Origin of the sequence: Variovorax sp. 350MFTsu5.1 (assembly GCF_048302515.1) — a bacterium.
GTDB classification, from domain to species: domain Bacteria; phylum Pseudomonadota; class Gammaproteobacteria; order Burkholderiales; family Burkholderiaceae_C; genus Variovorax; species Variovorax guangxiensis.
Window position 1 is genome coordinate 6,150,553 of sequence record NZ_CP157620.1, and the last position, 13,780, is coordinate 6,164,332.

The following is a 13,780-nucleotide window of genomic DNA, read 5'->3' on the forward strand; positions in this document are numbered from 1 at the left end:
TACATTGCATGACCGGCCGATTTCGCGCCCCATTTCATTCGATCCGTTCCATTCCCCACCTCTACCGGAGACCGCACATGAGCCTTGCCGACGCCCCCGCCTTCACGCCCTGGGAGAACCCCATGGGCACCGACGGCTTCGAATTCATCGAGTACGCGGCACCCGATCCGGCCGCCATGGGCAAGGTGTTCGAGCGCATGGGCTTCAAGGCCGTGGCCAAGCACCGCCACAAGAATGTGCTGCTGTACCGCCAGGGCACGATCAACTTCATCATCAACGCCGAGCCCGATTCGTTCGCGCAGCGCTTCGCGCGCCTGCATGGCCCCAGCGTCTGCGCCATCGCCTTCCGCGTGCAGGACGCCAAGTTCGCCTACGAGCGCGCCATTTCGCTGGGCGCCTGGGGCTTCGCCGACAAGGCCGGCCCGGGCGAGCTGAACATTCCCGCCATCAAGGGCATCGGCGACAGCCTGATCTACCTGGTCGACCGCTGGCGCGGCAAGAACGGCGCGAAGCCGGGCGACATCGGCAACATCGGCTTCTTCGACGTCGACTTCGAGGCGCTGCCGGGCCTGACGGCCGAAGAGGCGCTGGCCCCGGTGGGCAACGGTCTGACCTACATCGACCACCTGACGCACAACGTGCACCGCGGCCGCATGAACGAGTGGGCCGAGTTCTACGAGCGCCTGTTCAACTTCCGCGAAGTGAAGTACTTCGACATCGAAGGCCAGGTCACCGGCGTGAAGAGCAAGGCCATGACCAGCCCCTGCGGCAAGATCCGCATCCCGATCAACGAGGAAGGCAAGGAGCAGGCCGGCCAGATCCAGGAGTACCTGGACATGTACAACGGCGAAGGCATCCAGCACATCGCGATGGGCTCGGACGACCTGTACCAGACCGTCGACGCCCTGCGCGCCAACGGCGTGAAGCTGCTGGACACCATCGACACCTACTACGAGCTGGTCGACAAGCGCATTCCCGGCCACGGCGAAAGCGTGGAGGAGCTGCACAAGCGCAAGATCCTGATCGACGGCAAGAAGGACGCGCTGCTGCTGCAGATCTTCAGCGAGAACCAGCTCGGCCCGATCTTCTTCGAGTTCATCCAGCGCAAGGGCGACGACGGCTTCGGCAACGGCAACTTCAAGGCGCTGTTCGAGAGCATCGAACTCGACCAGATGCGCCGCGGGGTGCTGAGCGCCGCAAAATAAGGGCCCCATCCCTTATTCACGCTTCTGGAGCACGCATGCGCAGCTGTACGCCTTCGATCGGTCTGACCTTCATTGCGGCGGCAGCCGCCCTTCTTTCGGGCTGCGCCATGGCGCCGGCCGCCACCGTGCCGGTGGCCGGGGCCTCGCACCTGGACACGGTGCAGAAGGCCGCGGTACTGCGCATCTGCACCCCGGGCGACTACAAGCCCTTCAGCTTCCAGAAGCCCGACGGCGCATTCGAGGGCATCGACGTCGACCTGATGACCGGCTTCAGCGCCAGCCTCGGCGCGAAGCCCGAGTGGGTCAAGACCACCTGGGCCAACCTGCTGCCCGACCTGGCCGCCGGCAAGTGCGACATCGCCGTAGGCGGCGTGTCGGTCACCACCGACCGGCAGAAGCGCGCCTTCTTCAGCGCACCCTACATGGTCAATGGCAAGACGCCCATCGCGCGCTGCGCCGACGTGTCGAAGTACCAGAGCGTGGCGGCCATCGACCAGCCGTCGGTGCGCGTCATCTTCAACCCGGGCGGCAGCAACGAGCGATTCGCCCGCGCCAACTTCAAGAAGGCCAAGCTCACGCTGCACGGCGAGAACGTGACGATCTTCGACGAGATCCTCGCCAACCGCGCCGACGTGTTCGTCACCGAGGCGGCCGAGGCCATCACGCAGCAGAAGCTCAAGCCGGGCCTGTGCGCGGTCAACCCCGACAAGCCGCTGCAGTACGGTGAAATGGCCTGGATGCTGCCGCGCGACGACGTGGCCTTCAAGTCGTATGTCGACCAATGGCTGCACCTGCAGCAAGCCGGCGGCGACTTCCAGCGGACGATGGACCGCTGGCTCAAGTAAACCTTCCTCCTCCGAGATCGCTTTTTCCATGGACTCCCCCGCCGCCGCAGTTGTCACCCCAGCCGTCTATGGCGCCTCCGACCGCCCGCCGCGCGGCGACTACTCGCGCGGCGGCGCGGTGCTGGCCGACTACACCTGCCCGCAGGACTGGGCCAGCTACACGCCGGCCGACCACGACACCTACCGCCGCCTCTACGAGCGGCAGGTGGCGCAGCTGCCAGGCCTGGCCTGCGACGCCTTCATCAATGCGCTGCCCTCGCTGGGCGTGAAGGACCGCATCCCGCGCTTCGACGAGCTCAACGAGCGGCTGCACAAGGCGACAGGCTGGGAGATCGTGGCGGTGCCTGGGCTGATTCCGGAGCAGCCCTTCTTCACGTTGCTGGCGAACCGCAAGTTTCCGGTGACGGACTGGATCCGCAAGCCCGAGGAGTTCGACTACATCGTCGAGCCCGACGTGTTCCACGACCTGTTCGGCCACGTGCCGATGCTGTTCGACCCGACCTTCGCCGACTACGTGCAGCGCTACGGCCAGGGCGGCATCAAGGCGCACGAACTCGGCGCGGGCGAGAAGCTCGCGCGGCTCTACTGGTACACGGTGGAGTTCGGCCTGATCCGCCAGCCGGACGGCCTGCGCGCGTACGGCGCCGGCATCCTCAGCTCGGTAGGCGAACTCAGGCACGCCGTGCTCAGCGACGAGCCGCGCCGCCTGCCGCTGGACCTGCTGCGCACCATGCGCACGCGCTACAAGATCGACACCTACCAGGCCAACTACTTCGTAATCGACAGCTTCAGGCAGCTGTTCGACCTCACGGAGCCCGATTTCACGCCGCTGTACGAGTCGCTGAAGGTCGCGACCGACATCGAGGCCGGGGTGTTGCTGCCGGGCGAGTCCGGCAAGGCCTGAAAGCTCGAAGGGTTGTTCGCACGCGCAGCTATCGCGCGCGCGACAGCGCACACCCCTTCCCTAGGACAAGCCCGCTGGTCGCGGAGGCAGGGTGCCTTCCACAATCCGCGCCAAAGGAGCTTGCATGCAGACCAACACATCCGCGCGACAGAACTATCCGGCCGGCGTGCCGCACGAGATTCATCCGGAGCAGTACCGCTCGTTGCCCCAGATGTTCGACGAGGCCTTTGCCCGTTATGCCGACAGGCCCTTCTCGGTCTGCATGGAGCGCTGGATGTCTTACGGCGAGCTCGATGCGCTGTCGAAGGCGCTGGGCGCCTGGCTGCAGTCGCGCGGGCTGGAGCCAGGTGCGCGGGTGGCGATCATGCTGCCGAACATCCCGCAGTTCGCGGTCACCATGTGCGGCGTGCTGCGCGCGGGATACACGTGCGTCAACGTCAATCCGCTGTACACGGCGCGGGAGCTGGAGCACCAGCTGAAGGACTCCGGCGCGACGGCCATCGTCATTCTTGAAAACTTCGCGTCCACGCTCGAGAAGGTGATCGAGCGCACGCCGGTGAAGCACGTGGTCATGACCTCGATGGGTGACCTGCTGGGCGGCCTGTACGGCGCGTGGATCACGATGGCCGTGCGCCACCTCGCGAAGCTCGTGCCGGCTTACAAGCTGCCGCTGAGCGACGGGCGCAGCGTGACGCCGTTCAGCCAGGCGATTGCCGAGGGACGCGGCCGTACGCTGGGGCCTGACCAGAGCACGCTCGATTCGATCGCTTTCCTGCAATACACGGGTGGCACGACCGGCTTGTCGAAGGGCGCGGTGCTGACCCACCGCAACATCGTCGCGGCCACGCTGCAGGCCGAGGCCTGGTTCACGCCGGCACTGTCGCGCGCGGGTGACCTGGCGAAGGTCAACAGTATCGCGGCGCTGCCGCTTTATCACATCTTCGCGCTGACGCTGTGCCTGCTGGTGATCCGCCAGGGCTCGCACATGACGCTGATCCCGAATCCACGGGACTTCAACAAGTTCATCGCGGTGCTGAAGAAGCGGCCCTTCCACATGCTGCCCGCGGTGAACACCTTGTTCAATGCGCTGCTGATGCATCCGGAGTTCAAGTCGATCGACTTCTCGACGCTGTTCGTCTCGCAGGCGGGCGGCATGGCCGCCTCGGAAGGCACGGCGCGCAAGTGGTTCGAGGCCACGGGCTGCCCGATGATCGAAGGCTGGGGCATGAGCGAGACCTGCGCGATCGGGACCAACAACCCAGTATCGAATACCGAGTTCACCGGGACGATCGGGCTGCCGCTGCCCAGCATCGAGATCGCCATCAAGGATGACGATGGAAACTCGCTGCCCGTCGGCCAGGCCGGGGAGCTCTGCATCAAGGGGCCAAACGTGATGACGGGCTACTACAACCAGCCGGCCGAGACTGCCGCGGCTTTCACTGCCGATGGCTTCATGCGCACCGGCGACATCGCGGTGATGCAGGAAGACGGGTACAGCCGCATCGTCGACCGCAAGAAGGACATGATCCTGGTGAGCGGCTTCAACGTGTTCCCGAACGAACTGGAGAACGTGATCTCGCTGTGCCCGGGAGTGGTGGAGTGCGCGGCGGTGGGCGTGCCCGATGAGAAGCAGGGCGAAGCCATCAAGGTCTTCGTGGTCCGCAGGGATCCGGCGCTGACCGAGGATGCGGTGCTGCAGTATTGCCACTCGCAGCTCACGGGCTACAAGCGGCCGAAACACATCGAATTTCGGGAGTCGCTGCCGAAGACCAATGTCGGGAAGATCCTGCGGCGCGAGCTTCGCGTCAACGCGGGAGCCTGAGCGGCGATGAGTCATTCGTCGGCGAGCGCAGGGCTGCCGACAGGTGTCATCGTGTTCGAGTGCGGGTGGTTGTCTTCGAACAACGTGCTGTTCGTGGCCGGCAAAGAGACTGCGCTGGTCGACACGGGGTACGCGACGCACGCCGAGCAGACCTTGGCGCTGGTCGAGTCGGTACTGGGAGAGCGACCGCTCGACCGAATTCTGAATACGCATCTGCACAGTGACCACTGCGGGGGGAATGCTGCGCTGCAGTTGCGATATCCGACGGTTCGCACCGAGATTCCGCCGGGGGAAGCTGCATTTGTGGAGAGCTGGGACCAGGGGGGGCTGAGTTTTCTGGCTACCGGGCAGACTTGTCCCAGGTTCCGATTCACAACGCTGCTGCTGCCGGGTAGCGATTGCGTGCTTGGCGGCAGGCCGTGGCAGGTGCACGCGGCACCGGGGCACGATCCTCACTCGGTCATCTTGTTCGATGAGCAGTCGCGCACGTTGATATCGGCGGATGCGCTGTGGGAGAACGGGTTCGGTATCGCGTTTCCAGAACTGGCGGGGGAGCCGTCGTTCGGAGAAATAGGAGCGACCTTGGATCTGATCGAGAAGCTGGCACCGGAACGAGTGATTCCGGGGCACGGAGTTGTGTTCGACGATGTTGGGAAAGCGCTGGCTGTTGCGCGTCAGCGCCTGGAGAAATTGATGCGCGATCCGGCCAAGCATGCGCGGCATGCCATCAAGGTCTTGATGAAGTTCAAGTTGCTGGAAGTGCAGACCATCTCGACAGCCGGATGGAATGCCTGGTTGCACGGCACGCCCTATCTCGAGGCGATCCGATCACGCTTTTTCAGTGATGTCGAGTTGGATCGGCTGACTGGCGATATCTTGGCGGAGTTGGTCAGCGCTGGCGCGGCCGAAGCGAGCCACACAGATATCAGCAATCGGTAATTGGTGTACCCAGCGCCAAGCGTTTTGCTTCACTTTTGGCGCTCTCGGAGCATCTAAACCGTCTCCTGGCGTTTTTTCTTGTTTGTGCTGTGCAACAAAGCAAAAACCCCCGATCGCGATGGACCGGGGGTTTTTGGGGCTGTAAGAGCCTGACGATGACCTACTTTCACACGGGAACCCGCACTATCATCGGCGCTGAGTCGTTTCACTGTCCTGTTCGGGATGGGAAGGAGTGGGACCAACTCGCTATGGTCATCAGGCATAAAGGGTTGTCTGGCTGATCACGTGATCAATCAGACGAATTCATAGAGTTTGGAATCAGTTTTTGGCGAATTGTTTTGAATGCGTCAACTTGGCATAACACCTTGATCTGACTGATCAAAGTTATAGGGTCAAGCCGCACGAGCAATTAGTATCAGTTAGCTTAACGCATTACTGCGCTTCCACACCTGACCTATCAACGTCCTGGTCTTGAACGACTCTTCAGGGGGCTCAAGGCCCCGGCAGATCTCATCTTGAAACGAGTTTCCCGCTTAGATGCTTTCAGCGGTTATCTCTTCCACACTTAGCTACTCGGCAATGCCACTGGCGTGACAACCGATACACCAGAGGTGTGTCCACTCCGGTCCTCTCGTACTAGGAGCAGGCTTCCTCAAATCTGCAGCGCCCACGGAAGATAGGGACCAAACTGTCTCACGACGTTTTAAACCCAGCTCACGTACCTCTTTAAATGGCGAACAGCCATACCCTTGGGACCGGCTACAGCCCCAGGATGAGATGAGCCGACATCGAGGTGCCAAACACCGCCGTCGATATGAACTCTTGGGCGGTATCAGCCTGTTATCCCCAGAGTACCTTTTATCCGTTGAGCGATGGCCCTTCCATACAGAACCACCGGATCACTATGTCCTGCTTTCGCATCTGCTCGACTTGTCAGTCTCGCAGTTAAGCACGCTTATGCCATTGCACTATCGTCACGATGTCCGACCGTAACTAGCGTACCTTCGAACTCCTCCGTTACGCTTTGGGAGGAGACCGCCCCAGTCAAACTGCCTACCATGCACTGTCCCCGATCCAGATAATGGACCTAGGTTAGAACCTCAAACACACCAGGGTGGTATTTCAACGTTGGCTCCACAAGATCTAGCGACCCTGCTTCAAAGCCTCCCACCTATCCTACACAGATCTGTTCAAAGTCCAATACAAAGCTACAGTAAAGGTTCATGGGGTCTTTCCGTCTTTCCGCGGGGAGATTGCATCATCACAAACATTTCAACTTCGCTGAGTCTCAGGAGGAGACAGTGTGGCCATCGTTACGCCATTCGTGCAGGTCGGAACTTACCCGACAAGGAATTTCGCTACCTTAGGACCGTTATAGTTACGGCCGCCGTTTACTGGGACTTCAATCAAGAGCTTGCACCCCATCATTTAATCTTCCAGCACCGGGCAGGCGTCACACCCTATACGTCCACTTTCGTGTTTGCAGAGTGCTGTGTTTTTAATAAACAGTCGCAGCCACCGATTTTTTGCAACCCGTTCATGCTCCGTTGTTCACTTCACACTAATAGGGCACACCTTCTTCCGAAGTTACGGTGTCAATTTGCCGAGTTCCTTCTCCTGAGTTCTCTCAAGCGCCTTAGAATACTCATCTCGCGCACCAGTGTCGGTTTGCGGTACGGTCGTTGTTAGCTGAAGCTTAGTGGCTTTTCCTGGAACCTCGTTCAATCACTTCACCAGCAAGCTGGCTCGATCGATGGCCTCGGTATATGTGCACCGGATTTGCCTAATGCACGCCTACATCCATCTAAACCGGGATATCCAACACCCGGATGACCTATTAAGATCCGTCCCCACATCGCACTAACAATCGGTACAGGAATATTGACCTGTTTCCCATCAGCTACGCATCTCTGCCTCGCCTTAGGGGCCGACTCACTCTACGCCGATGAACGTTGCGTAGAAAACCTTGCGCTTACGGCGAGGGGGCTTTTCACCCCCTTTAACGCTACTCATGTCAGCATTCGCACTTCTGATACCTCCAGCACGCTTTACAACGCACCTTCACAGGCTTACAGAACGCTCTCCTACCACTTGCAATAAATTGCAAATCCGCAGCTTCGGTAACTGGCTTAGCCCCGTTACATCTTCCGCGCAGGACGACTCGATCAGTGAGCTATTACGCTTTCTTTAAATGATGGCTGCTTCTAAGCCAACATCCTGACTGTTTTAGCCTTCCCACTTCGTTTCCCACTTAGCCAATTTTAGGGACCTTAGCTGGCGGTCTGGGTTGTTTCCCTCTTGAGTCCGGACGTTAGCACCCGGTGCTCTGTCTCCCAAGCTGTACTCTTCGGTATTCGGAGTTTGCCTTGGTTTGGTAAGTCGCCATGACCCCCTAGCCAAAACAGTGCTCTACCCCCGAAGGTAATACTTGAGGCACTACCTAAATAGTTTTCGGAGAGAACCAGCTATTTCCAAGTTTGTTTAGCCTTTCACCCCTATCCACAGCTCATCCGCTAGTTTTGCAACACTAGTCGGTTCGGACCTCCAGTACCTGTTACGGCACCTTCATCCTGGCCATGGATAGATCACTTGGTTTCGGGTCTACACCCAGCGACTGATCGCCCTATTCGGACTCGATTTCTCTACGGCTTCCCTATTCGGTTAACCTTGCCACTGAATGTAAGTCGCTGACCCATTATACAAAAGGTACGCAGTCACCCTTGCGGGCTCCTACTTTTTGTAAGCACGCGGTTTCAGGATCTATTTCACTCCCCTCCCGGGGTTCTTTTCGCCTTTCCCTCACGGTACTAGTTCACTATCGGTCAATGATGAGTATTTAGCCTTGGAGGATGGTCCCCCCATATTCAGACAGGATTTCTCGTGTCCCGCCCTACTTGTCGTTAGCTCAGTACCACACAGGTCATTTCACGTACGGGGCTATCACCCGCTATGGCCAGCCTTTCCAAGCTGTTCCGTTATGTCTTGTGCTATCACTAACAGGCTTCTCCGATTTCGCTCGCCACTACTTTCGGAATCTCGGTTGATGTCTTTTCCTCGAGCTACTGAGATGTTTCAGTTCACCCGGTTCGCCTCGTTACCCTATGTATTCAGATAACGATACCTTTCGGTGGGTTTCCCCATTCGGAAATCTCCGGATCAAAGCTAATTTGCCAGCTCCCCGAAGCTTATCGCAGGCTATCACGTCCTTCGTCGCCTATCATTGCCAAGGCATCCACCACGTGCTCTTATTCACTTGACCCTATAACTTTGACGTTTCCTCACGGAAACCAAAGTCAATCAAGGAATTGCCAGGTCTTTCACCTGACGCGTTATGCCGTCTTCAAAAATCGATTTGATTCGAAATTGAAGTTTCTTTTGACGCAATCAAAAATTCTTGCTGCTGATGGCACGGTCCGCACTAAACCTTTACGAATGTACGGTTTCCATCAGCAGCGCTGATTCGACTCTATGAATTTTTAAAGAACAGCCGATTGATCAAGAGATCCTGATCAACAACAAAGAAGCCTCATGCTTTCGCAGGAAGCCGCTTTGGTGTTGAGTAAGCATCGAGTTGTTGGTGGAGGATGACGGGATCGAACCGACGACCCCCTGCTTGCAAAGCAGGTGCTCTCCCAGCTGAGCTAATCCCCCTCAACTCTCACACGAGATATCAGAAGATTTGGTGGGTCTAGTTGGGCTCGAACCAACGACCCCCGCCTTATCAAGACGGTGCTCTAACCAGCTGAGCTACAGACCCATATCGATGACCTTGACGATCTCGACTTCTTCCAACAACCGATAAGTGTGGGCGTTTAAATTAAATTGCCTGTTTCCAGAAAGGAGGTGATCCAGCCGCACCTTCCGATACGGCTACCTTGTTACGACTTCACCCCAGTCACGAACCCTGCCGTGGTAATCGCCCTCCTTGCGGTTAAGCTAACTACTTCTGGCAGAACCCGCTCCCATGGTGTGACGGGCGGTGTGTACAAGACCCGGGAACGTATTCACCGTGACATTCTGATCCACGATTACTAGCGATTCCGACTTCACGCAGTCGAGTTGCAGACTGCGATCCGGACTACGACTGGTTTTATGGGATTAGCTCCCCCTCGCGGGTTGGCAACCCTTTGTACCAGCCATTGTATGACGTGTGTAGCCCCACCTATAAGGGCCATGAGGACTTGACGTCATCCCCACCTTCCTCCGGTTTGTCACCGGCAGTCTCATTAGAGTGCCCAACTGAATGTAGCAACTAATGACAAGGGTTGCGCTCGTTGCGGGACTTAACCCAACATCTCACGACACGAGCTGACGACAGCCATGCAGCACCTGTGTTACGGCTCTCTTTCGAGCACTAAGCCATCTCTGGCAAATTCCGTACATGTCAAAGGTGGGTAAGGTTTTTCGCGTTGCATCGAATTAAACCACATCATCCACCGCTTGTGCGGGTCCCCGTCAATTCCTTTGAGTTTCAACCTTGCGGCCGTACTCCCCAGGCGGTCAACTTCACGCGTTAGCTTCGTTACTGAGTCAGTGAAGACCCAACAACCAGTTGACATCGTTTAGGGCGTGGACTACCAGGGTATCTAATCCTGTTTGCTCCCCACGCTTTCGTGCATGAGCGTCAGTACAGGCCCAGGGGATTGCCTTCGCCATCGGTGTTCCTCCGCATATCTACGCATTTCACTGCTACACGCGGAATTCCATCCCCCTCTGCCGTACTCCAGCAATGCAGTCACAGATGCAGTTCCCAGGTTGAGCCCGGGGATTTCACAACTGTCTTACATCACCGCCTGCGCACGCTTTACGCCCAGTAATTCCGATTAACGCTTGCACCCTACGTATTACCGCGGCTGCTGGCACGTAGTTAGCCGGTGCTTATTCTTACGGTACCGTCATTAGCCCTCTTTATTAGAAAGAGCCGTTTCGTTCCGTACAAAAGCAGTTTACAACCCGAAGGCCTTCATCCTGCACGCGGCATGGCTGGATCAGGCTTGCGCCCATTGTCCAAAATTCCCCACTGCTGCCTCCCGTAGGAGTCTGGGCCGTGTCTCAGTCCCAGTGTGGCTGGTCGTCCTCTCAGACCAGCTACAGATCGAAGGCTTGGTGAGCCTTTACCTCACCAACTACCTAATCTGCCATCGGCCGCTCCATTCGCGCAAGGTCTTGCGATCCCCTGCTTTCATCCGTAGATCGTATGCGGTATTAGCACAGCTTTCGCTGCGTTATCCCCCACGATTGGGCACGTTCCGATGTATTACTCACCCGTTCGCCACTCGCCGCCAGGATTGCTCCCGCGCTGCCGTTCGACTTGCATGTGTAAGGCATGCCGCCAGCGTTCAATCTGAGCCAGGATCAAACTCTATAGTTCGATCTTGATTTTGCGCCCCATCTCGCGATGGAGCAAAACTCACAAAAACGGAATTGAAGTGAACTTCACTTCTATTCTCATGAGCGTTTTAAGTCTTGCGACTTGTTCCGAAGAACTTGTGCAATTACCTTCAAACGCCCACGCTTATCGGCTGTAATTTTTTAACGATCACCGAAGCAACTTGTCGTTTACTTCGTTTGCTTGCTGCGATCAGCGAAGCCTTGTAGTCTAGCACGATTTTTAAAGAATCGCCAAACTTTTTTCGCTTTCCATTTCTTCGTTATTCGCAGCTCACAACTCTCATTGTCAGCCGCCGAAGTCATTTCAGCGCAGCCTTGCAGTCTAGCACGATTTTTTCAAATCAACCAAACCATTTTGGCTTTTCGCATCCGCCAACTTTTCTCGCAACCCGCAACTCTCATCGCAAGTCGCCGAAGCAGTTCGTTTCAGCGAAGCCTTCGATTATGCACTGTTTTTTCAAACCGCGTCAACTTTTTTCGAAGACTTTTCTTCACCCCATCCAACCAGCCCCTAAGAACCTGCAAGACCTGAACACCAGGAGGCATTCAGCAGCGAAGCCCACTAGTATATGACAGATTTGGGCTTGCGCAAGACGCTCGTGAAAGAATCTTGGATCGGCGTCGCAGCGGGCTCTTCTCTGCTCTATCTATATGGAGGAAGAACTCCCCAGGACGGCTCGGCATCCCGTCCTCCGATAATCCGCGCCACATGGCACTCATCACACTCCTCGACGCGCAGCTCGCGTTCGGTCACGTCCCGCTGCTGGATCATGCGGACTTCTCTCTTATGGAATCGGAGCGCATCGGCCTGATCGGCCGCAACGGCGCGGGCAAGTCCTCCCTGCTCAAGATACTGGGCGGCCTGGAGAAGACCGACGACGGCACCCTTCAGCTGCAGCAGAACCTTCGCGTGGCCTACGTCGCCCAGGAGCCTGCGCTCGACTTGGATGCGGACGTTTTCACCGCCGCCAGCCAGGGCCTGGCCCCGGTCATCGCGCTGCGCGATCTCTATCTCTCCGGCACCGACGGCCTCGACCTCGACGCGCTCCAGTCCCAGATCGAGGCCTTCGACGCCTGGAACTGGGAGCAGCGCGTCGAGGAGACGCTGCACCGCCTGCACCTCGACCGCAACGCCCGCGTCGGCTCTCTCTCAGGCGGCACCCGCAAGCGCGTGGCCCTCGCCCAGGCTCTCGTGGCGGCTCCGGACGTCCTTTTGCTCGACGAGCCCACAAACCACCTGGACCTTGACTCCATCGAATGGCTCGAGCAGCTGCTGATCGACTTTAAGGGCAGCGTCGTCACCGTCACCCATGACCGCAGCTTCCTGAACCGCGTCGCCACCCGCATCGTCGAGCTCGACCGGGGCAAGCTCGGCTCCTACCCCGGAAATTTCGAGCAGTACCTCGCCCAGAAGGAAGAGCAGCTCGCCCAGGAGGCGGTGATCAACGCCAAGGCCGACAAGCTGCTGGCCCAGGAGGAAATCTGGATCCGCAAGGGCGTGGAAGCCCGCCGCACCCGCAGCCAGAGCCGCATCACCCGCCTGCAGGAGCTGCGTGCCAGCCACGCCGCCCGCCGGAACGTGCAAGGCAGCGTCAACATGGACGTGGCCTCGGGCCAGGCCAGCGGCAAGATCGTGGCCGAGCTCACCGACGCCACCAAGTCCTTCGGCGACAAGACCGTGATCCGCAAGTTCAGCGGCACCATCCTGCGCGGCGACAAGGTCGGCCTGCTCGGCCCCAACGGCGCCGGCAAGACCACCCTGCTGAAGCTGATCCTCGGCGAGCTCGAGCCCGACAGCGGCAAGATCCGCCGAGGCACCAACCTGCAGGTGGCGTACTTCGACCAGATGCGCGACAAGCTCGACCTCGACGCCACGCTGGAAGATTTCATCAGCCCCGGCAGCGAGTGGATCGAGATCGGCACCCAGAAGAAGCACGTCAAGAGCTATCTCTCCGACTTCCTCTTCTCCCCGGCGCGCGCCAACTCGCCCGTGCGCTCGCTCAGCGGCGGCGAGCGCAACCGGCTGCTGCTGGCGCGCCTGTTCGCGCGTCCGGCCAATGTGCTGGTGCTCGACGAGCCGACCAACGACCTCGACATCGACACCCTCGAGCTTCTCGAGAACCTGCTGCAGGACTACGACGGCACCGTGTTCCTCGTGAGCCACGACCGCACCTTCCTCGACAACGTGGTCACCAGCACCATCGCGTACGAGGGCGACGGCCGCTGGCGCGAGTACGAAGGCAGCGTTCAGGACTGGCTGACGCAGTCCAAGCGCGCCCGCGAGATTGCCGAGCAGCGCCTTGCCGCGGCAGCGGCAGCCGCACCGGCCGCGGCTCCCGCCCCTGCGGCGGAAGTGCCCGCTCCGAAGGTGGCGCCAGGCCTGCGCAAGAAACTCTCTTACAAGGAGCAGCGTGAACTGGACGCGCTCCCCGCCCAGATCGCGGCCCTCGAGACCGAGCAGCAGCGCATCACCGAGTTGCTCGAGCTGGACGGCGGCGCCATCTACGCCACCGATTCCTCGCGCGCAGCCGAGCTGGCGGAGCGCCACGCCAAGATCGACGATGAACTGCTGGCCGCCATGGAGCGCCAGGAAGAACTCTCCGCCGGACGCTGACAGCCAGGCGCGCCTGCCGTCCGACGCGCGGCGGGCGCCGACTAGGCTATATATGCGGCA

6 protein-coding genes, 2 tRNA genes and 3 rRNA genes are annotated in these 13,780 nt (G+C 59.1%); 6 read left to right on the plus strand and 5 right to left on the minus strand.

The window, feature by feature from the left end; all coding sequences use genetic code 11:
- Positions 1-77 precede the first annotated feature (77 nt).
- From hppD to ABL843_RS27965, 5 genes are all read left to right on the plus strand, one after another.
- A complete protein-coding gene (hppD, locus tag ABL843_RS27945) occupies positions 78-1,205 on the plus strand; it encodes a 4-hydroxyphenylpyruvate dioxygenase (protein WP_184640941.1) in 1,128 nt (375 codons plus the stop codon).
- Between the two features lie 35 nt (positions 1,206-1,240).
- Entirely contained in the window at positions 1,241-2,050 is an 810-nt protein-coding gene (locus ABL843_RS27950) for a transporter substrate-binding domain-containing protein (RefSeq protein ID WP_418118085.1), read from the plus strand.
- 28 nt (positions 2,051-2,078) lie between these two features.
- Entirely contained in the window at positions 2,079-2,954 is an 876-nt protein-coding gene (gene phhA / locus ABL843_RS27955) for a phenylalanine 4-monooxygenase (RefSeq protein ID WP_418118086.1), read from the plus strand.
- Positions 2,955-3,078: 124 nt separating this feature from the next.
- Positions 3,079-4,776, plus strand: coding sequence for an AMP-binding protein (locus ABL843_RS27960; protein WP_418118087.1), 1,698 nt, complete (start codon positions 3,079-3,081; stop codon positions 4,774-4,776).
- A gap of 6 nt (positions 4,777-4,782) precedes the next feature.
- Positions 4,783-5,715: an MBL fold metallo-hydrolase gene (locus ABL843_RS27965; RefSeq protein ID WP_418118089.1), complete on the plus strand. Its 933-nt coding sequence runs from the start codon at positions 4,783-4,785 to the stop codon at positions 5,713-5,715.
- Between the two features lie 147 nt (positions 5,716-5,862).
- Here ABL843_RS27965 and rrf read toward each other — a convergent pair.
- The 5 genes from rrf to ABL843_RS27990 form a co-directional block, all read right to left on the minus strand.
- A 5S ribosomal RNA gene (gene rrf, locus ABL843_RS27970) occupies positions 5,863-5,975 on the minus strand.
- Positions 5,976-6,103: 128 nt separating this feature from the next.
- Positions 6,104-8,974 (minus strand): 23S ribosomal RNA (locus tag ABL843_RS27975).
- Positions 8,975-9,290: 316 nt separating this feature from the next.
- Positions 9,291-9,366, minus strand: a tRNA-Ala gene (locus ABL843_RS27980).
- A gap of 29 nt (positions 9,367-9,395) precedes the next feature.
- A tRNA-Ile gene (locus tag ABL843_RS27985) sits at positions 9,396-9,472 on the minus strand.
- Positions 9,473-9,551: 79 nt separating this feature from the next.
- Positions 9,552-11,086, minus strand: a 16S ribosomal RNA gene (locus ABL843_RS27990).
- The 16S, 23S and 5S rRNA genes sit together here with 2 tRNA genes alongside, the layout of an rRNA operon.
- Positions 11,087-11,815: 729 nt before the next feature.
- Here ABL843_RS27990 and ABL843_RS27995 point away from each other — a divergent pair.
- Complete coding sequence (locus ABL843_RS27995) at positions 11,816-13,720, plus strand: ATP-binding cassette domain-containing protein (protein ID WP_418118090.1); 1,905 nt, start codon at positions 11,816-11,818, stop codon at positions 13,718-13,720.
- Positions 13,721-13,780 lie beyond the last annotated feature (60 nt).